The sequence below is a fragment of the Streptomyces sp. NPDC055189 genome, from assembly GCF_053606765.1.
Map to the genome: position 1 here is coordinate 1 of NZ_JBSGSG010000030.1, position 20,267 is coordinate 20,267.

Genomic DNA, 20,267 nt, shown 5'->3' on the forward strand with positions numbered 1-20,267 from the left:
GCCGGCGTTTGAGGCCATCTTTTCGGGGGTCCAGGGGGCGGAGCCCCATGCCACGCGGCGGAGCCGCACATCAGATGCAGCGGGAAGGGGCGGGATTGGGGAGAGCCCCGCAGGGCCCCCGCCCCAGCCGGCTCAGGCAGTCAGCCGCGCAACCGCCTCAGCCACGGTGAGCTCCTCGCGCTCGCCCGTCCTGCGGTCCTTCAGCTCCACGACGCCCTCGGCGGAGCGACGCCCCGCCACCAGGATCTGCGGGACCCCGATCAGCTCCGCGTCGGTGAACTTCACGCCGGGCGAGACGCCTGCCCGGTCGTCGACCAGGACCCGTACGCCCGCCGCGTTCAGCTGCTCGGAGACGTCCAGGGCCAGCTCCGTCTGGAGCGCCTTGCCCGCGGCCACCACGTGGACGTCGGCGGGGGCGATCTCCTTGGGCCAGCACAGACCCTTGTCGTCCGCGGTCTGCTCGGCGAGCGCCGCCACCGCGCGCGAGACGCCGATGCCGTACGAGCCCATGGTCACGCGGACCGGCTTGCCCTGCTGGCCCAGGACGTCCAGCTGGAAGGCGTCGGCGAACTTGCGGCCGAGCTGGAAGATGTGGCCGATCTCGATGGCGCGGTCCAGCTTGAGACCGGTGCCGCACTTGGGGCAGGGGTCGCCCTCTTCGACGACCACGACGTCGAGGTACTCGTTGACCTCGAAGTCACGGCCCGCGACGACGTTCTTCGCGTGCGTGTTGATCTTGTTCGCGCCGGTGATCCAGGCCGTGCCGGCCGCCACCCGCGGGTCGGCGATGTAGCGGACCTTCTCCAGGCCCTGCGGGCCGACGTAGCCGCGTACGAGGTCGTCGCGGCCCTCGAAGTCCTCGGCCGTCACCAGTTCGACGACGGCGGGCGCCAGGTGCTCGCCGAGCTTGCCGAGGTCGACCTCGCGGTCACCGGGCACGCCCACGGCAACGATCTCGCCGTCAACCTTGACCAGGAGGTTCTTCAGGGTCGCGGACGCGGGCACGCCGAGGTGGGCCGCGAGGGTCTCGATGGTCGGGGTGTCGGGGGTGTCCAGGTCCTCGACGGGGCCGTGCGCCGAGCCGTCGGCGGTCTCGGTGACGACGAAGGAGACCGCCTCCGTGTTGGCCGCGTAGTCGCACGCGGGGCAGTCCACGAAGGTGTCCTCACCGGCGGGCGCGGGCGCCAGGAACTCCTCGGAGGCCGAGCCGCCCATCGCGCCGGAGACGGCGGAGACGATGCGGTGGTCGAGACCGAGACGCTCGAAGATCTTGATGTACGCGGCGCGGTGCAGGGCGTAGGACTCGGCGAGGCCCTCGTCCGTGGTGTCGAAGGAGTACGAGTCCTTCATCTGGAACTCGCGACCGCGGAGCACACCGGCGCGGGGGCGGGCCTCGTCGCGGTACTTCGTCTGGATCTGGTACAGGATCACCGGCAGGTCCTTGTAGGACGAGCACTGGTCCTTGACGATCTGGGTGAAGATCTCCTCGTGCGTGGGGCCGAGGAGGTAGTCGGCGCCCTTGCGGTCCTTGAGGCGGAACAGCAGGTCGCCGTACTCGTCGTAGCGGCCCGTGGCGTCGTACGACTCCTTGGGCAGGAGCGCGGGCAGGAGGACTTCCTGGGCGCCGATGGCGTCCATCTCCTCGCGCACGACGTGCGTGATGTTCTCCAGGACCTTCTTGCCGAGCGGCAGCCAGGACCAGATGCCTGCGGCGGTGCGGCGGACGTATCCGGCCCGGACGAGGAGCTTGTGGTTGAGCGTCTCGGCGTCCGCCGGGTCGTCGCGCAGTGTCTTGATCATCAATCGGGACATGCGCTGGACCTGGGCCATGGTGAACTCCTGCGTGGAAAGGTTGATGAGCAGGAGGTTACGCGGGGCGTGGGCGCGGGCGGAAATCGGTTAGGTTCCCGGCCGCCTGAGCGGCAGCGGAGCGCCCATCACCGCGTACGGCCTGGAGGCGCTGGGGAACTGGACGTTCCGGGCCAGGTCCGCGTATCCGAGGGAGCGGTAGAGGCCGCGTGCGGGGCTCTCCGTGTCGATCGCGGAGAGGATCGAGCGGGGCTGGCGGGCGGCGTCCGTGATGGTGGTGATCAGGGTGCGGCCCACCCCGCGGTTCTGGTATCCGGGCTGTACGTGGAGCTCGGTGATCACGAAGGAGTCGTCGAGCCATCCGTCCAGGCCACCGGCGCGCAGATACGGCTCGACGACCGTGGACCACCAGTGGCCGCGGTCGTTGGGCATGCCGTAGACGAAGCCGACGAGCCGTCCCTCGGGGGTGGTGGCACCCAGGGCGCGGGCGCCGGGGTAGGTGATGTGCCGCAGCACGATCTGTCGCCGTACGGACACCTCGTCGTCGCTGAGCCCGAAGGCGTGGGCCTGCACCCGCAGCGCCTCGTCCACGTGCGTGGCGAGGTCCAGGGGCCCGATCGCGACGTCGTCAGTCATGCGCCGAACTTTAACTCGCGAAAGCGTGTAGGTGAGGGGCGCGGTGCGGGTCGCGGGAGTCGTGGGGGAGCTAGAACAGGACGCTCATGAACGCCCCGACTTCTTGGAAGCCCACGCGCCGGTACGCCGCTCTGGCCGCGGTGTTGAAGTCGTTGACGTAGAGGCTGACGACCGGGGAGACGTCCTCCAGGGCGTAGCGCAGGACGGCTGCCATGCCGGGGGCCGCGTAGCCCTGGCCGCGGTACTCGGGGGCCACCCAGACGCCCTGCACCTGGCAGGCCTGCGCCGTGGCCGCGCCGATCTCGGCCTTGAAGATGACCTTGCCGTCGCGGTCGAGGCGAGCGAACGATCGGCCCGCGCCCACCAGTTCGGCGACGCGGGCCTGGTAGAGCAGGCCGCCGTCGCCCGCGAGGGGCGAGATGCCGACCTCCTCGGTGAACATCGCCACGCACGCGGGCATGATCGTCTCCATCTCGTCCTTGCGGACGCGACGGACGTACGGATCGGGTTCGATGTCCGCCGGGAGCCGGTCGGTGACCATCAGGGGCTGCTGGGCGCGGACTTCGCGGGCGGGGCCCCAGGAGGGTTCGAGGAGGCGCCAGAGCTGGGCGGTGGGCTCGGCGGGGCCGACTATGGAGGAGCAGCGGCGGCCTGCCCTGCGGGCGCGGTCCGCGAAGGCGCGGATTGCTCGCGGGGTCGCGCAGATGGGGACGAGGTTCGCTCCGGCGTAGCAGAGCGACTCCAGCATTCCGTCCTGGTACCAGCCCCACATCTCGCCGCCGAGCCGCCACGGGTCGAGGCCCGCGACGCGGACCCGCGAGGTCACGAAGGCGTTGGCCACCGGCTCGCGGTCGAGCACAGCGAGCGCGGCGTCCAGGTCACTCGGTTCAAGGACCCTGGTGGTGGTCTGAGTCAACACGTGCGGGGGCCTCACCATGACAGTCTGCTGATCTCCGCACTGTACCTGGCGGGGGCGCCTTGTGCGGGGTGCCTTTTGTCCTCGGGGGTTACTCGCCTCCGGCCGGTTCTTGCTCCTGGCGGGGGTGCCTTGTGCGGGGCGCCTTTTGCCCTGGACGGTTACTCGCCTCCGGCCGGTGTTTGCTCCTGGCGGGGGGCCTTGTGCGGTGCCTGTTGCCCTGGGGGGCTCCTCGCCGGCGGCCTGTCCTTGCTTCTGGCGGGGGCGTCTTGCGCGGAGGCCTTCTGCCCTGTGGGGCTCCTCGCCGCTGGCGGGTGCTTGCTTCTGGCGGGGGCGCCTTGTGCGGGGGCCTTTCGTCCTGCGGGGTGGCTCGCCGGCGGCGAGTGCTTGCTTCTGGCGGGGGCCTTTTGTTCTGCGGGGTGGCTCGCCGGCGGCGGGTACTGGCCGGTGGGGCCGGAGCCTTTTCGCCGCTTCGCGGCGGATCTTTCCCGCCCACCCACCCGAGCACCCTGGGTAATCGGGCGGGTGGGCGGGAGACATCCGGCGCGAAGCGGCGGTCCAGCCCGGGCGAGGTCAGGCCACATCCGCCGCGAATCGGAGGGGCAGACCAGGCGAGGGCGCGCGACATCCGCGCAGCGGCGGTCCAGACCGGGAGTGCGCGGGCGGCATCCCCGGAGCGGCCGTCCAGACCGGAAGCGGGCGGGCCACATCCGTCGCGAAGCGGCGGGACAGGCCGGAGCAGCGGGGCCGGATCGAAGTGGCGGCGCCGGACCGGAGTGGCAGGGCCAGACCGGAGCAGCGGGGCCAGACCGGAGTGGCGGGGCCGGATCGGGGTGGCGGGGCCGGACCGGAGCAGCGGGGCCAGTTCGGAGTGGCGGGGCCGGATTGGTGTGGGTTCGAGGCGCAGGGGCCAGGGCACGTGTGGGCCCCGCCACCGAGTGGTGGCGGGGCCCACACGTCGTGGTTCAGGCCGAGCGCAGCGGACTAGCCCGCGATGGCCACCGTCGGCTCGCCCGACGGGATGCCGTCCTTCTCCATCTGCTCGGCGATCTTCATCGCCTCTTCGATGAGGGTCTCCACGATCTTCGACTCGGGGACGGTCTTGATGACCTCGCCCTTGACGAAGATCTGGCCCTTGCCGTTGCCGGAGGCGACGCCGAGGTCGGCCTCGCGGGCCTCGCCGGGGCCGTTCACGACGCAGCCCATGACGGCGACGCGGAGGGGGACCTCCATGCCGTCCAGGCCCGCCGTAACCTCCTCGGCCAGCTTGTACACGTCCACCTGGGCACGGCCGCAGGACGGGCAGGAGACGATCTCCAGGCGGCGCGGCTTGAGGTTGAGGGACTCCAGGATCTGGAGGCCGACCTTGATCTCCTCCACCGGCGGGGCCGAGAGGGAGACGCGGATCGTGTCGCCGATGCCCTCGGAGAGCAGCGCGCCGAAGGCCACCGCCGACTTGATCGTGCCCTGGAAGGCCGGACCCGCCTCGGTCACACCCAGGTGCAGCGGATAGTCACAGGCCGCAGCCAGCTGGCGGTAGGCGTTGACCATGACCACCGGGTCGTTGTGCTTGACCGAGATCTTGATGTCGCTGAAGCCGTGCTCCTCGAAGAGCGACGCCTCCCACAGGGCGGACTCGACCAGCGCCTCCGGGGTGGCCTTGCCGTACTTCTGGAGCAGGCGCGCGTCCAGCGAACCCGCGTTGACACCGATCCGGATCGGCGTACCCGCATCGTTCGCGGCCCGCGCGATCTCCTTGACCTTGTCGTCGAACTGCTTGATGTTGCCCGGGTTCACCCGGACCGCGGCACAACCCGCGTCGATCGCCGCGAAGACGTACTTCGGCTGGAAGTGAATGTCGGCGATCACCGGGATCTGCGACTTGCGCGCGATGGTCGCCAGCGCGTCCGCGTCGTCCTGCGTCGGGCACGCGACCCGCACGATCTGGCAACCGGACGCGGTCAGCTCCGCGATCTGCTGCAGCGTCGCCCCGATGTCGGACGTACGCGTCGTCGTCATCGACTGCACCGACACCGGTGCGTCCCCGCCGACGGCGACCGTACCGACCTGGATCTTGCGGCTGACCCTGCGGTCGGCGAGCTTGGTCGGTACGGACGGGATTCCGAGAGAAACGGCAGTCATCTGGCGTGCATCCCCAAGGTGTGGATCAAGGTCCCGAGATCGGCGGGCTCCAGGCTTCGAGATTACGGCACCCCGCAGGGCCCGAGCACACCCCGTCCCCAAGTCCACCCAATGGTGGGCGACCGGACACATAGAGTGCCCGGCCGCCGCAAACTTCGCGTTATCAGGAGATTCTTACCGGGTTAACTACATCCGCGATCAGAACAAGGATCGTGAAGCAGATGAAGATTCCGGCCACCACATAGGCCACCGGCATCAGCTTCGCGACGTCGAAGGGGCCCGGGTCGGGCCGCTTCAGGAGCTTGGCCGCGTTGCGTCGCAGCGACTCCCACACTGCGCCCGCGATGTGCCCGCCGTCCAGGGGCAGGAGCGGCAGCATGTTGAACAGGAACAGGGAGAGGTTGAAGCCCGCGACCAGGAACAGCATCATCGCGATCTGGTTCTCCGGCGGGATGTCGAGGGTGAAGACCTCGCCGCCGACGCGGGCCGCACCGACGACGCCCATCGGGGAGTCCTGCTTGCGGTCGCCGTCCCCGAAGGCCGCGTCCCACAGGTCGGGGACCTTGGAGGGGAGGGCGACGAGCGACTCGACGCCGTTCTCCATCATGTCGCCCATACGGTTCACGGAGTCGCCGAAGCCCTGCTTGACGATGCCGGTGGCGGGGGTGAAGCCGAGGAAGCCCGCGTAGACGTACTTGCCCTCCACGTAGCCGCCGTCGCCGTCCGTCTTGCTGACCTGGTTCTTGATCAGGTTCGCGTGCAGGTCGACCTGCTTGCCGTCGCGCTCGACCGTGATGGTGGCCGGGCCGATGGTCTCGCGGATCTTGCCCTGGAGCGCGGACCAGTCGTCGACGGGCTGCCCCTGGAAGGCCACGATCTTGTCGCCGAGCTTCAGTCCTGCCGCCTTGGCGGGCGCGGCCGTGTCGCCCTTCTCGCACTTGGAGCGGTTCTCGCTCTGCTGGATGACGCAGTCGGACACCTTGCCGACCGTCGTCGTCTGGGTGCTGATGCCGAAGGTCATCATCACGCCGAGGAAGATCGCCACGGCGAGGATGAGGTTCATGAACGGGCCCGCGAACATCACGATCACGCGCTTCCACGGCTTGCGCGTGTAGAAGAGGCGGGTCTCGTCGCCGGGCTTGAGCTCCTCGAAGGCGGCCGACCGCGCGTCCTCGATCATGCCGCGCCAGGGGGACGTGGAGCGTGCCTCTATGCGGCCGTCCGGGCCCGGCGGGAACATGCCGATCATGCGGATGTAGCCGCCGAGGGGGATGGCCTTGATGCCGTACTCGGTGTCGCCCTTCTTGCGCGAGAAGATCGTCGGGCCGAAGCCGACCATGTACTGCGGCACGCGGATGCCGAACAGCTTGGCGGTCGACAGGTGGCCCAGCTCGTGCCAGGCGATCGAGAACAGCAGCCCGACCGCGAAGACGACTATGCCGAGGATCATCATCAAGGTCGTCATGCGCGGGCCTCCGCGGTCGCCTTCGCCGTCAGTTCACGTGCCCGGGCGCGTGCCCAGGTCTCCGCTTCGAGGACGTCCGCGACGGTCAGGGAAGTTCCCGCGGACGGTGTGCCGTGTTCGGCCACGACCTCCGTCACGGTCTCCATGATCCCGTTGAAGGGCAGGGCGCCGTTCAAGAACGCGTCCACGCACTCCTCGTTGGCGGCATTGAACACTGCCGGGGCCGTGCCCGCGAGCTTGCCCACATGCCGGGCGAGCCCGACCGACGGAAAAGCGTCGTTGTCGAGGGGGAAGAACTCCCAGCTCGACGCCTTGGTCCAGTCGAAGGCGGGGGCGGCGTCCGGCACGCGCTCGGGCCAGCCGATGCCGATGGCGATCGGGCCGCCCATGTCGGGCGGCGTGGCCTGGGCCAGCGTCGATCCGTCGGTGAACTCGACCATGGAGTGCACGTAGGACTGCGGGTGGACGACGACCTCGATGCGCTCGAAGGGGATGTCGTAGAGGAGGTGCGCCTCGATGACTTCCAGGCCCTTGTTGACGAGCGTCGCGGAGTTGACGGTAATGACCGGGCCCATGGCCCAGGTCGGGTGCGCGAGCGCGTCCTTCGGCGTGACGTTCGCCAGATCGGCCTTCGTACGTCCGCGGAACGGGCCGCCGGAGGCCGTGACGACCAGCTTGCGCACGTCGGCGCGGGTCCCCGCGGCGAGCGCCTGGAAGAGCGCGGCGTGCTCGGAGTCGACGGGGATGATCTGCCCCGGCTTGGCGAGCGCCTTCACCAGCGGGCCGCCGACGATCAGCGACTCCTTGTTGGCGAGGGCCAGCGTGCGGCCCGCTTCGAGCGCGGCGAGGGTGGGCGCGAGCCCGATGGATCCCGTGATGCCGTTCAGGACGGTGTGGCACTCCGATGCGGCGAGCTGTGTGGCCGCCTCGGGCCCGGCGAGGATCTCGGGCAGCGGCTCAGTGCCGTACTGCCCCTTCAGTGCCTCGCGCAGCGCCGGTACGACGTCCTCGCGGGCCACCGCGACGGTCCGCACCCGCAGCTGCCTGGCCTGCTCGGCGAGCAGCGATACGCGGCCGCCGGCGGCGGAGAGCGCGGTGACGCGGAAGCGACGGGGGTTGCGCAGGACGAGGTCGATGGCCTGGGTGCCGATCGACCCGGTCGAGCCGAGGATGACGATGTCCCGCGGACCGTCCGTCACGACGGGGTCGAAGACGAGATGCGGGTCGGCGAGGGGGGCTGGACTGTCGCTCATCCCCCCATTCTTGCCTGGGCGGCGGTGTGAGGAGACACTGCGCCCCGATCCGGGTGCCCGAAGTTGCGTTCCGGGGCGTTCCCCCGGGAGGGAACGCCCCGGAAATCCGTCAGCGGATCGGCCGGTGGACGTTCTCCCAGGTGCTGGCGCCCGGGGTCGCGTCCGCGATCCAGGGGCCCTCGCCGCTGGGGTCGACGACGCCGGATTCCAGCCACGTGTACGTGCCGGACAGGACGCCCTTGACCACCTTGCGGTCGATGTCGTCCGTGTTGGTCCACAGCCGGTCGAAGAGCTCGTCGACGCGGATGCGGGACTGGTGGCAGAACGTGTCGGCCAGTTGGTAGGCCTCGCGGCCGTGGTCCTCCGTCGTCCGCAGGAGCTCGGCGCGTACGCACGCCGCGCTCATCGCGAAGAGTTCGGCGCCGATGTCGACCACGCGGCCCAGGAAGCCCTGCTTGGTCTCCATCTTTCCCTGCCAGCGCGACATCGCGTAGAACGTCGAGCGGGCCAGCTTGCGGGCGTTGCGCTCCACGTAGCGCAGGTGCGGGGAGAGGTCCGCGTGGCCGCTGGGGTGGAATTCGGAGTACGAGCTCGGGAGCTGGCCCGGGCCCGTGACCAGCTTCGGCAGCCAGCGGGCGTAGAAGCCCCCCGCCTTCGCGCCCGCCTTCGCCTTGTCGGAGAGCGACTTGTCCGGGTCGATCAGGTCGCCGGCCACCTTGAGGTGCGCGTCCACCGCCTCGCGGGCGATGAGCAGGTGCATGATCTCCGTCGAGCCCTCGAAGATGCGGTTGATGCGCAGGTCGCGCAGGACCTGTTCCGCCGGGACCGCGCGTTCGCCGCGGGCCGCGAGGGACTCGGCGGTCTCGAAGCCGCGGCCGCCGCGGATCTGCACCAGTTCGTCCGCGATCAGGCAGCCCATCTCGGAGCCGTACAGCTTGGCGAGCGCCGCCTCGATGCGGATGTCGTTGCGGTCCTCGTCCGCCATCTGCGAGGAGAGGTCGAGTACGGCCTCCAGAGCGAAGGTCGTCGCCGCGATGAAGGAGATCTTCGCGCCGACCGCCTCGTGCAGCGCGACCGGCTTGCCCCACTGCTCCCGTGCGCCCGACCACTCGCGGGCGATCTTCAGGCACCACTTGCCCGCGCCGACACACATCGCGGGCAGCGAGAGGCGCCCGGTGTTGAGGGTCGTCAGGGCGATCTTCAGGCCCGCGCCCTCCGGACCGATGCGGTGCGCGGCGGGGACGCGGACCTGGTGGAAGCGGGTCACGCCGTTCTCCAGGCCGCGCAGGCCCATGAAGGCGTTGCGGTTCTCGACGGTGATGCCCTCGGCCGCGGCCTCCACCACGAAGGCCGTGATGCCGCCCTTGTGGCCCTCGGACTTCGGTACGCGCGCCATGACGACCAGGAGGTCCGCCACGACGCCGTTCGTGGTCCAGAGCTTCACGCCGTCCAGGACGTACTCGTCGCCGTCCGGGACGGCCGCCATCGCCATGCGGGCCGGGTCGGAGCCGACGTCCGGTTCGGTCAGCAGGAACGCGCTGATGTCCGTACGGGCGCAGCGCGGCAGGAACTCGTCCTTCTGCTCCTGCGTGCCGAACTGCTTGAGCGGCTGGGGTACGCCGATCGACTGGTGGGCGGAGAGCAGCGCGCCGATCGCCGGGCTCGCGGAACCGACCAGAGCCAGCGCCTTGTTGTAGTACACCTGCGTGAGGCCGAGCCCGCCGTACTTCGTGTCGATCTTCATGCCGAGCGCGCCGAGTTCCTTGAGGCCGTTGAGCACCTCGTCGGGGATCTGCGCCTCGCGCTCGATGCGGGCCGAGTCGATCTTCGTCTCGCAGAAGTCGCGGAGCTTGGCGAGGAACTCCTCGCCGCGCCGGGCGTCCTCGTCGGCGGGCAGGGGGTGCGGGTGGATCAGGTCGAGACGGAAGCGGCCGAGGAAGAGTTCCTTGGCGAAGCTGGGCTTGCGCCAGTCCTGTTCACGGGCGGCCTCGGCGACCTGCCGGGCCTCGCGTTCGCTGACGGACGCACCGGGAGTGGGTGTGGGTTGTGCGGGCATTGAGGAGCTCACCTCGCCGCGGAGTGGGGCCGATCGGCTCCGGTTGACCCGATCTTGACCCGGTCGGTTACTGACTGGTGCTACTCGATCGTATGGATCGTATGTACCCGATTCGTCCGGAGCCCACCAGTCCTCGCGCAGCGTTTGGGCGTCCGGCGCCCCGGCACACGAGAACGGCCGGAGCCCCCGCACAGTGGGCTCCGGCCGTCGTACTCGGCGTACGGATCAGAGATCGAGACCCGTCATGACCATGACCCGCTCGTACGTGTAGTCGTCCATCGCGAAGCGGACGCCCTCGCGGCCCACGCCGGACTGCTTGACGCCGCCGTACGGCATCTGGTCGGCGCGGTAGGAGGGGGCGTCGCCGATGACCACGCCGCCGACCTCAAGGGCGCGGTGCGCGCGGAAGGCGGTCTGCAGGTCGTGCGTGAAGACGCCCGCCTGGAGGCCGTACTTGGAGTCGTTGACGGCGGCGAACGCCTCCGCCTCGCCGTCCACCTTCTTGATCGTGAGGACCGGGCCGAAGACCTCCTCGACGGCGATCGTCACGTCGCCCGGTACGTCGGCGAGCACGGTCGGCGCGTACGAGGCGCCGTCCCGCTTGCCGCCCGCGAGCAGCTGGGCGCCCGCCTGGACGGCCTCGTCGACCCAGGACTCCACGCGCTTGGCGGCGTCCTCGTTGACCAGCGGGCCGACGTCGGTCTGCGGGTCGGACGGGTCGCCGGTGTTCTGTCCCTCGATGGCCTTGAGCACGCGCGGCACGAGCCGGTCGTACACGGAGGCGTCGGCGATGACGCGCTGCACCGAGATGCAGGACTGGCCGCCCTGGTAGTTGGAGAACGTCGCGATGCGCGAGGCGGCCCAGTCCAGGTCCTCGTCGGAGGAGAAGTCGGACAGGACGACGGCGGCGCCGTTTCCGCCGAGCTCCAGGGTGCAGTGCTTGCGCGGCACCGAGTCCAGGATCGCGTAGCCGACCTTCTCGGAGCCGGTGAAGGAGATGACGGGAAGGCGCTCGTCCTGGACGAGAGCGGGCATCTTGTCGTTGGCGACCGGCAGGATCGACCAGGACCCTGCGGGCAGCTCGGTCTCGGCGAGCAGCTCGCCGATGAGCAGACCGGAGAGCGGGGTCGCCGGCGCCGGCTTGAGGATGATCGGCGTGCCGGACGCGATGGCCGGGGCGATCTTGTGGGCGCAGAGGTTCAGCGGGAAGTTGAACGGCGCGATCCCGAGGACGACACCCTTGGAGAAGCGGCGCGTGAAGGCGAGACGCCCCTGGCCACCGGCGTCGGTGTCCAGGCGCTGGGCCTCGCCGCCGTTGAACCGGCGGGCTTCCTCCGAGGCGAAGCGGAAGACGGAAACGGCACGGCCGACCTCGCCGCGGGCCCACTTGATCGGCTTGCCGTTCTCGGCGGAGATGAGCTGGGCGATCTCTTCCGTGCGCTCCACGAGCCTGCGGCTCACGTGGTCGAGGGCGGCGGCCCGCACGTGCGCCGGGGTCGCGGCGAACTCGTCGCGCACGGCGTAAGCGGCGGCGACGGCTTCCTCGACCTGGGCGTCGGTCGGGACGGCAGCCTTGCCGACGGTCCGCCCGTCCCAGGGCGAAGTGACGTCGAGAGTGGTCTCACCGGTGGTCTGGCGACCGGCGAGCCAGAAGGCGTGGATGGAAGTCATGTCGATTCCCGGCCCTTCCGCGAAGGTGTGTCTTGGGGGGTACGTTCCCCACCGTAGGGGCGGCAAGGGTGCGAGACGTTTGTCCGACTCGGAGTACTGCCCTTTGGGGCCGCGCCGCTTTGGCAGGGGAGCAATTCCCCCCGGGTCAGTCCGTACCGCTCGATGTCGCCTTCAGGGAGAGCCACAGCTCCATGCGGACGTCCGGGTCGTCCAGGGAGCGGCCCAGGATCTCCTCGACCCTGCGCATGCGGTAGCGCAGCGTGTGGCGGTGGACGCCCAGGTCCGCCGCCGCCGCGTCCCACTGGCCGTGGCGCGAGAGCCAGGCGCGCAGGGAGGCGATCAGGTCACCGCGGCCCGTGGCGTCGTGTTCGAACAGGGCGCGCAGCAGACCGTCGGCGAAGGCGCGCACCGCGTCGTCGGCGAGCAGCGGCAGGACCGAGCCCGCGGCGAGGTCCTCGTGCTCGACCATCGCGCGCCCCCTGCGCCGGGCGATGGACAGGGCCTGGTCGGCCTGCTTGTAGGCGGTGGCCGCCGCGATCGGGCCCGCGGGCGCGGAGAGGCCGAGGAGGAGTGCGGCCCCGTCGCCCGCGCCGCCGTCGGGCACCTCGGAGCGCCCGGCCTCCAGCGTCTGCGCGTACGCGACGCAGGCCGCCGCGCCCGCGCCGCCGTCCACGACGAGCAGCACGAGCCGTTCGCCGTAGGGGACGACGAGGAGGGCCTCGCCGGCGCGTGCGGCGGCGGATTCGACGGTGTCCGTGAGCCCGGCGAAGGGGTCGCCGTCCTCCGGGGCCGCGGAGGACGGGACTTCCGCCACCACCAGGCGGAACGGGGCGTCGAGCAGGCTGCCGTACAACTCCCCCGCCACCGTGCGGGCGTGTTCCGGCTCTCCGGCGAGGAGCATGCGAAGGACGGCGGAGCCGACCCTGCCCTCGGCGGCCTGGAGCGAGCGGTTGCGCTCCGTGGTGAGGGTCAGGAGCGCTATGGCGGAGTGCAGGGCGTACCGCTCGGCGGTGCCGAGGGTGGAGGCCGTGCCGACGGCGAGCGCGGCGCGCGGGCGCCGTCCCGTGCCGATCGAATGCAGCTCGACCCGGTCTTCCGCGCCCGCGACGACCGCGCTCGCGGGCGCCGCCCGGTCGCGAAGCCGCTCGACGTCGGAGACGAGCCGGGCGGCGCGGCGCGATGCCCACTCGGGGGCCGTGGCGACGACGGCGCCGGACGCGTCGTACAGCGCGGCCCAGCCGTCCACCTGCGCGGCGAGCGCGCCGAGCAGCCCCTCGGGGCCGTCGCTCAGCGCCTGCTTGGTCAGCTCGCGCTGGGCCGCGAAGCCGGCCGTCACCGCGCGGTACTGATCGGCGGCGATGGCGGCGGACACGGCCTTGCTGATGGCGAGGAACGGCGTGCGCCGCGGCACCTCCAGGAGCGGAAGCCCTTCGTCCGCGGCGGCGTCGACCAACGCTTCGGGGATGTCCTTGTAATGCACGCCGACCGCGAACCCGAGCCCGACGACGCCCGCCGCCGCGAGCCGCTTCACGTAGCGGCGCATGGCATCCGGATCCTCCGCGTCCAGCTTGAGCGCGGTGATCATGAGGAGCTCACCGCCCTCCATGTAGGGCACGGGGTCGGTGAGCTCACTGGCGTGCGCCCAGCGCACGGGCGCGTCCAGATGTTCCTCACCCGCGCGCACGGTGAGCTTCAGCGCGGAGTGATGGACGAGGGAGGCGAGCGTGGGCGGCATGGGACCTTCAGGTCGGGTCAGCAGGTCAGGGCGGCAGTTCTGGCAGCGGGCGGTGAGGCGCGCGTGCCGGTCGGCCATTGAATCCCGGACGAGATGTGGATCTTTTGGCCGGTACGTATGAACGACCTGTGCCGATTCTGCCTCACCGTACGGTACGTACGGGACCGAATACCCCGTACGCATATCCCGTCCGCGCCCCGGCGGCTACCCCCGAAGATCCACGAGCAGCGGCGGCGCGTGCTCACCCCGCACATCCGTCAGGGAGAGCACCGCATGCCCCGCGGGCACCCCGTGCGCCAGTTCGGAGGCTGACCAACGCTCGCGCTCCACCTGACGGACGGTGACTGCGTCCCTCGTCACGGCCTTGCCCGTGACGAGTTTGCGCAAGGCGTGCAGGGCGCGCGTCATCGGCTGATCGGCGAAGACCGCGTGCTGGGCGACCTCGCGGGTCTCGATCCACGAGGTGCCCCACGCCTCCGCGAAGCGTCTGCCGTCCCATGTGGTGACGCCGGAGAACGCCATACGGCAGCCGACGGTCGCGTACAACGGCCCTTGCAGTGCCTCGGGTACGTCACTGACCGTACGCAGGGCCAGCACCACTCCGGCGTTCACGGACCGCAGGCGCTGGATGCCCTGGACCGTTTCGTCGGTCACCGCGCGGGTGGCGTCGTCCAGGACCAGGCAGACGAAGTGCTCGCGGTCGGGGCGCGTGTGCACCACGGCATTGAACTGGGCAAGGACGAGACGCGTGATCAGCCGCGAAGCCTCGCCGTGCCCGCGTTCGGGCAGGTCGATGCGCACGCGCATGGGGTGGTGCATCACCGCGCGCAGGGAGAAGGGGCTGTCGCTCCCCGAGTGGAAGAAGTCGGCGAAGGCGGGACGGTCGAGGAGCGCGAGCCGGTCGGCGAGCGCCGGTCCCGGATCGGCCGCGCTCCCCTGCTGGCGGACCCTCGCGTCGAGTTCGCGCCGCATCACGGCGTGCTCGTCGGACCGGAGGGCGTCGCGCAGCCCCGACATGGCCGAGGGCACGCCTTCGAGCAGTTCGCGCAGGGCGGGCACCGAGGGGAAACGGCCGTACGCCGCCCAGTAGGGGCCGAGCACCTGGGCCAGCGTCGTCGCCGCGCGGCGGCTGCCGACGGCGGGGAGGTCGCCGACGAGCCCCTCGGCCAGGAAGGACGCGGCCTCGTCGGGGTCCGACGTACCCGCGTACAAGTCGAAGTCGTGCACGGACCCGGGGTCGCCGATCTTGACGACCACGTCGTAGGCGTCGTCGCTGCCGAGCGAGGTACCGGCCGCGCAGACCGCGACGACCGCGCACTGGCTGGTGAGCGCCTGCAGGGAGAGGGACTCCACGACCGGGCGTACGAGCCGCTCGGTCTTGCCCGACCCCGACGGGCCGACCGCCAGGAGCGAGGTGCCGAGGGCAGCGGAGTCCAGGGCGACGCCCGCGCCGCGGCTGTCCGCGGGGTTGCGGTCCTCGGCCACGCACCGTCCGATGCGGACCTGCCCGACCAGCAGGTCGTGGGTCGCCGTGCGGGAGGGAAGATCGCGCGCTCCGGAGGGGTGCGTCCAGGCGGCCCCGCCCTGCCGCAGCACCATGTCGTCGAACGCGTCGCGCAGCGCGGGGTTCCCGTCCGCCGTGCTCCACACCCGGCGCACCCGGACGCAGTCGACGTCGTTCATCTGACCGCTCAGCACCGCGGCGGACAGCACGTCGGCCGCCCTGTCCCGGCCCGCGCCCCTGAGCTCCGGCCACTGGGCCCGCGACGCCACGGGCGCGGGCTGCCGCGGAGGCGCCGGCACCGCGCCGTTGCCGACCGGCCGCGGACGGGCGAACCACGTCCGCAGGAAGCCCGCCCAGTCGCCCAGCTTCGCGAAGGGCCAGAGCACCGCCGCGGTGATCAGGGCGTACAGCCCGTACGTGACCAACGCGTTCTCGAAGATCTCGAAGCCGCCCGAGAACAGCGCGGTCAGCGCCATCACGCCGGTGGCGATCGGCAGCGGGTCCCAGGTGACGCCGGGGAAGGCCTCCGGCCAGACGAACATCAGGACGATCAGCGCGCCCGCCGCCGCACGGAGCGCACGGCTGGGCTGTTCCCTTTGGCCGACGAGATGCCGCAGCGCCTCGGCCCAGTTCCCGAGGCGGGCGACTCCGTACACCAGCAGCACGAAGACCGCGCTGCTGATGGCCTGCAGGGCTTCATTGCCCTGCCACATCTCCTCGTTCGGATTGATGGTCCCCGAGTGGAACCAGCCGTCCGGGGTGAGGAGCCAGATGAGCGGCCGCTGATAGGGGATGTACTGCTGCTGCCACATCGACCAGACGAACAGCCCGATCAGCAGCGAAATCAGCACCCCCGCCAGCAGGGCGCGGTCCATCCGGCGGTCTTCCTCACCGCTCTCGGCCGGCGGCACGTGCCGGAACCTCCAGATGCCGAGCGCCGCCTTGGGACGCGGCGCCGACAGCCAGTCGGCGACGGCCGACAGAGCGCCGGGCGGCCTGCGCGGCACCGGCGGCAGCCCGGCGGGCACCGGCGGCGGAGCATGCGCGGGGCGGGGCACGGGGGTGGCATGAGTGCCGTGCGCGTCCTGCGTGCCGTCGGAATCCATGATCCTTGCCCCCTGGACTGCCGTTCTCCTGGTTCGCGGCTCAATCTAGTGCCCCCACAGGGGGAGTTCATCGAATACGCGCCCGGGACCTGCGAGGACACCCTGCCCCGCGCCGACCCCCGCAGGGGACGAAAGCCGCACCCCGCCCACCCGCCGCTATGTCCACCACGGACAACCGCCACGCCGAACAACTCCCCCGTGGAGCATGCCCGCCCCTTGCCTGCGCCCCTAACCTGCGAAGAAAGCAAGCATTCGAGCGTCCGCCTCGCCCCACCCCCAGGAGCACCCCATGACCGCACTTCCGCAGGAGCGCCGCGTCGTCACCGCCATTCCCGGGCCGAAGTCCCGGGAGCTGCAGGCCCGCCGTACCGCCACGGTCGCCGGTGGCGTGGGTTCCGTGCTGCCCGTCTTCGCGGCGCGCGCGGGGGGCGGCATCATCGAGGACGTCGACGGCAACCGCTTCATCGACTTCGGCTCCGGCATCGCCGTGACGTCGGTCGGCGCCAGCGCCGAGGCCGTCGTACGCCGTGCGACCGCGCAGCTCGCCGACTTCACCCACACCTGTTTCATGGTCACGCCCTACGAGGGGTACGTCGCCGTCGCCGAGCAGCTCGCGGAGCTGACGCCGGGTGACCACGCCAAGAAGAGCGCCCTGTTCAACTCGGGCGCCGAGGCCGTCGAGAACGCCGTCAAGATCGCCCGTGCGCACACCAAGCGCCAGGCCGTCGTCGTCTTCGACCACGGCTACCACGGCCGTACGAACCTCACGATGGCGCTGACCAGCAAGAACATGCCGTACAAGAACGGCTTCGGGCCGTTCGCGCCCGAGGTCTACCGCGTCCCGGTGGCCTACGGCTACCGCTGGCCGACCGGCGAGGAGAACGCCGGACCCGAGGCCGCCAAGCAGGTCATCGACCAGATCGGCAAGCAGGTCGGCGCGGAGAACGTCGCCGCGATCATCATCGAGCCGGTGCTCGGCGAGGGCGGCTTCATCGAGCCCGCGAAGGGCTTCCTGCCCGAGATCGTGAAGTACGCCAACGACAACGGCATCGTCTTCGTCGCGGACGAGATCCAGTCCGGCTTCTGCCGCACCGGCCAGTGGTTCGCGTGCGAGGACGAGGGCATCGTCCCGGACCTCATCACGACCGCCAAGGGCATCGCGGGCGGTCTGCCGCTCGCCGCCGTCACGGGCCGCGCCGAGATCATGGACGCCGCGCACTCCGGCGGCCTCGGCGGCACCTACGGCGGCAACCCGGTGGCCTGCGCCGGTGCGCTCGGCGCCATCGAGACGATGAAGGAGCTCGACCTCAACGGCAAGGCCAAGGCCATCGAGGCGACGATGAAGGCCCGCCTGAACGCCATCGCGGAGAAGTACGACATCGTCGGCGACGTCCGCGGCCGCGGCGCGATGATCGCCATCGAGCTGGTCAAGGACCGCGCCACCAAGGAGCCGAACGCCGAGGCGACGGCCGCGCTCGCCAAGGCGTGCCACGCGGAGGGCCTGCTCGTCCTCACGTGCGGCACGTACGGCAACGTCCTGCGCTTCCTGCCGCCGCTGGTCATCGGCGAGGACCTCCTGAACGAGGGTCTCGACATCATCGAGGCGGCGTTCGCGCGCGTCTGACCGCGTTCGCGGGCGTCTGACCGGCGGCCCCTTCCGTACCGCCCGTCACCGCCCGTAACCGCTCACCGGAGCCGGGATCGCCCCCGAAATGGGGGAGATCCCGGCTCCGCATGTGTTGGCACATGCCCCTGACGTGTGCGCACCTCGCGTGGTGCAGGAGCAGTGACCTGGGGTTACCGTCAGGGCGTGTGAAGAACGTGTGCGGGCCCCATGACGGGTTGCCGTTCCGCCTGTCGGACGGGTCGCCACCTGACGTACGGTTTCTGCAGATGAGAGAAACACCCCGCCCACAGGGGACTGTGGGCGACACCGGGACGGAGCCTCCCCAGCCCCGTCTTGGTCGTGCCCTCGCGCACACACCCGGAGCTTCTGGCTCCGGAACTCCTCACCGATCGGATGGCCGCCCGCCCCAAACCCCCCGGGGCGCGCGGCACACCGGTCAGGACGGCCGCCTCGGAACTACCCCCCCTGTTCCGGGGCGGCCGACCACTTTCTCCGTCTCCCTCTGCTGCCTCTGCGCGCTTCTCTTCGCGCTCATCACCTGGCAAGTGATCGCCGACGGCCCCCTCCGCGACGCGGACGAGCGGCTCGGCCCCTGGATCACCGGAAGCCGCCTCCCGGACGGCGCGGCCGAATTCCTCGCCGATCTGGGCGGCGTCGCCGTCGCCGTGCCGGTCCTCGCCCTGGCCATCGCCTACGCGGCTTGGCGCGGCCGCCAGGCCGGCACGTTCCGCTGGTGGCTCGCGCCGGCCGTCACCGCCGCGGCCATGGCGGCGGTCCCTGTGCTCGTGGTCCCGCTCAAGGAACTCGTCGGCCGCACCGGCCCGCCCGGCATGGACGGCAGCGGCTACTACCCCTCGGGCCACACCGCCACCGCCATGGTCGCCTACGGCGGAGCGGCGCTCCTCCTGCTGCCGTACCTGCGCGGCACGTACGCACGGCGCGAACTGGTCATCGCCTGCGCCCTGTTGAACTTCGGGGTCGGGCTCGGCCTGGTGCGGCGCGGGTATCACTGGCCGCTGGACGTCGTGGCCAGCTGGTGTCTGTTCGGGATCGTGCTGCAGGTGATGGTGCTCGTGGTGGCGCGGTACGGACACCGCGCCACCGGAGACGGGGGCATTGAAGACGGGACGGACGCGGCTCAGCCGAAGTAGCCGTCGTAGTTCTTCGAGAACTCCCGGTTGTTGTGCCGGTCCCAGTTGATCGACCAGGTCATCAGGCCGCGCAGCCCCGGCCAGGTGCCGTGCGTCTTGTACGAGCCGCAGTTGGTGCCCTTGGTCAGGCAGTCCAGGGACTTGTTCACCTCGGCCGTGGAGACATGACCGTTGCCCGCGTTCACCGACGCGGGCATGCCGATGGCCACCTTCTCCGGGGGCAGCGCCGGGAAGACGTTGTTCGTGTCGCCCGCCACCGGGAAGCCCGTGAGCAGCATGTCGGTCATCGCGATGTGGAAGTCCGCGCCGCCCATGGAGTGGTACTGGTTGTCCAGGCCCATGATCGGGCCGGAGTTGTAGTCCTGGACGTGCAGCAGCGTGAGGTCGTCGCGCAGGGCGTGGATGACCGGGAGGTAGGCGCCGGCGCGCGGGTCCTGGCCGCCCCATTTGCCGGTTCCGTAGAACTGGTAGCCGAGCTGCACGAAGAAGGTCTCGGGGGCCATCGTGAGCGTGAAGCCGCTGCCGTACTTGGCCTTGAGGGTCTTGACGGCCGAGATGAGGTTCACGATCGACGGGGTCTTCGGGTTCTTGAAGTCCGTGTCGTCGGCGTTCAGCGAGAGGGAGTGGCCCTCGAAGTCGATGTCCAGGCCGTCGAGCCCGTACTCGTCGATGATCGCGGAGACCGAGGACACGAAGGTGTCGCGGGCCTGCGTCGTGGTCAGCTGGACCTGGCCGTTCTGGCCGCCGATGGAGATCAGGACCTTCTTGCCGGCTGCCTGCTTGGCCTTGACCGCGGCCTTGAACTCGTCCCTCGACTCGACGCCGGGGCACTCGGTCTGCGGACAGAGGCTGAAGCGGATGTCGCCCGACGTGGCGGAGGTCGGCTCGCCGAAGGCGAGGTCGATGATGTCCCAGCTGTCGGGGACGTCCGCGAGCCGCGTGTATCCGGAGCCGTTGGCGAAGCTCGTGTGCAGATAGCCGACCAGGGCGTGGTCGGCGGCGGCCTTCGGCTCCGGCCCGCGGGAAGGGCCTGCCGAGGCCTCCGCGGCGAGCAGGCCGGACGCGGCGAGCGCGCAGGCCGTGGCCGCCGCCACGGTGAGACGTCTCAGGTGACGCGACAAGGAACGATCCACGACTGCCTCCGGGCATGGGGGGTTGGAGGGTGGGTCGCTCAATTTGGTCCAGACCAATCATGT

Annotated in this window: 13 protein-coding genes; 2 read left to right on the forward strand and 11 right to left on the reverse strand. The window is 70.8% G+C overall.

The window, feature by feature from the left end; translation table 11 throughout:
- Positions 1 to 132 precede the first annotated feature (132 nt).
- The 10 genes from ACWFR3_RS21935 to ACWFR3_RS21980 all read right to left on the reverse strand — a co-directional run bounded on the left by ACWFR3_RS21935 (position 133) and on the right by ACWFR3_RS21980 (position 16,293).
- On the reverse strand, positions 133 to 1,830 hold the full coding sequence (locus ACWFR3_RS21935; RefSeq protein ID WP_453736282.1) for a proline--tRNA ligase: 1,698 nt from the start codon (positions 1,828 to 1,830) through the stop codon (positions 133 to 135).
- Between the two features lie 69 nt (positions 1,831 to 1,899).
- Positions 1,900 to 2,445: a GNAT family N-acetyltransferase gene (locus ACWFR3_RS21940; protein WP_453736283.1), complete on the reverse strand. Its 546-nt coding sequence runs from the start codon at positions 2,443 to 2,445 to the stop codon at positions 1,900 to 1,902.
- Positions 2,446 to 2,515: 70 nt separating this feature from the next.
- Positions 2,516 to 3,364, reverse strand: coding sequence for a GNAT family N-acetyltransferase (locus ACWFR3_RS21945; RefSeq protein WP_453736284.1), 849 nt, complete (start codon positions 3,362 to 3,364; stop codon positions 2,516 to 2,518).
- A 981-nt stretch (positions 3,365 to 4,345) separates the two neighbouring features.
- The gene (gene ispG, locus ACWFR3_RS21950; protein ID WP_453736285.1) at positions 4,346 to 5,503 is read right to left on the reverse strand and encodes a flavodoxin-dependent (E)-4-hydroxy-3-methylbut-2-enyl-diphosphate synthase; all 1,158 of its coding nucleotides are present in this window, start codon (positions 5,501 to 5,503) and stop codon (positions 4,346 to 4,348) included.
- Positions 5,504 to 5,666: 163 nt separating this feature from the next.
- A complete protein-coding gene (locus ACWFR3_RS21955) occupies positions 5,667 to 6,968 on the reverse strand; it encodes a M50 family metallopeptidase (protein WP_453736286.1) in 1,302 nt (433 codons plus the stop codon).
- Positions 6,965 to 8,221: a 1-deoxy-D-xylulose-5-phosphate reductoisomerase gene (dxr, locus tag ACWFR3_RS21960; protein ID WP_453736287.1), complete on the reverse strand. Its 1,257-nt coding sequence runs from the start codon at positions 8,219 to 8,221 to the stop codon at positions 6,965 to 6,967. The genes ACWFR3_RS21955 and dxr overlap by 4 nt, the downstream gene beginning before the upstream one ends.
- A gap of 109 nt (positions 8,222 to 8,330) precedes the next feature.
- The gene (locus tag ACWFR3_RS21965; RefSeq protein WP_453736288.1) at positions 8,331 to 10,277 is read right to left on the reverse strand and encodes an acyl-CoA dehydrogenase family protein; all 1,947 of its coding nucleotides are present in this window, start codon (positions 10,275 to 10,277) and stop codon (positions 8,331 to 8,333) included.
- Between the two features lie 225 nt (positions 10,278 to 10,502).
- Positions 10,503 to 11,948 carry an aldehyde dehydrogenase family protein gene (locus tag ACWFR3_RS21970; protein WP_453736289.1) on the reverse strand — a complete coding sequence of 482 codons (1,446 nt, stop codon included), beginning with the start codon at positions 11,946 to 11,948 and terminating at the stop codon, positions 10,503 to 10,505.
- A 145-nt stretch (positions 11,949 to 12,093) separates the two neighbouring features.
- On the reverse strand, positions 12,094 to 13,683 hold the full coding sequence (locus ACWFR3_RS21975) for a PucR family transcriptional regulator (RefSeq protein WP_453736290.1): 1,590 nt from the start codon (positions 13,681 to 13,683) through the stop codon (positions 12,094 to 12,096).
- Between the two features lie 204 nt (positions 13,684 to 13,887).
- A complete protein-coding gene (locus tag ACWFR3_RS21980) occupies positions 13,888 to 16,293 on the reverse strand; it encodes an ATP/GTP-binding protein (RefSeq protein ID WP_453736291.1) in 2,406 nt (801 codons plus the stop codon).
- 289 nt (positions 16,294 to 16,582) lie between these two features.
- Between ACWFR3_RS21980 and gabT the strand changes: the two genes are divergently transcribed.
- Both gabT and ACWFR3_RS21990 read left to right on the forward strand, forming a co-directional pair.
- On the forward strand, positions 16,583 to 17,917 hold the full coding sequence (gabT, locus tag ACWFR3_RS21985; protein WP_453736292.1) for a 4-aminobutyrate--2-oxoglutarate transaminase: 1,335 nt from the start codon (positions 16,583 to 16,585) through the stop codon (positions 17,915 to 17,917).
- Positions 17,918 to 18,465: 548 nt separating this feature from the next.
- The gene (locus ACWFR3_RS21990; protein WP_453736293.1) at positions 18,466 to 19,071 is read left to right on the forward strand and encodes a phosphatase PAP2 family protein; all 606 of its coding nucleotides are present in this window, start codon (positions 18,466 to 18,468) and stop codon (positions 19,069 to 19,071) included.
- Here ACWFR3_RS21990 and ACWFR3_RS21995 read toward each other — a convergent pair.
- Entirely contained in the window at positions 19,059 to 20,192 is a 1,134-nt protein-coding gene (locus ACWFR3_RS21995) for a chitinase (RefSeq protein WP_453736294.1), read from the reverse strand. The genes ACWFR3_RS21990 and ACWFR3_RS21995 overlap by 13 nt on opposite strands.
- Positions 20,193 to 20,267: the final 75 nt, after the last annotated feature.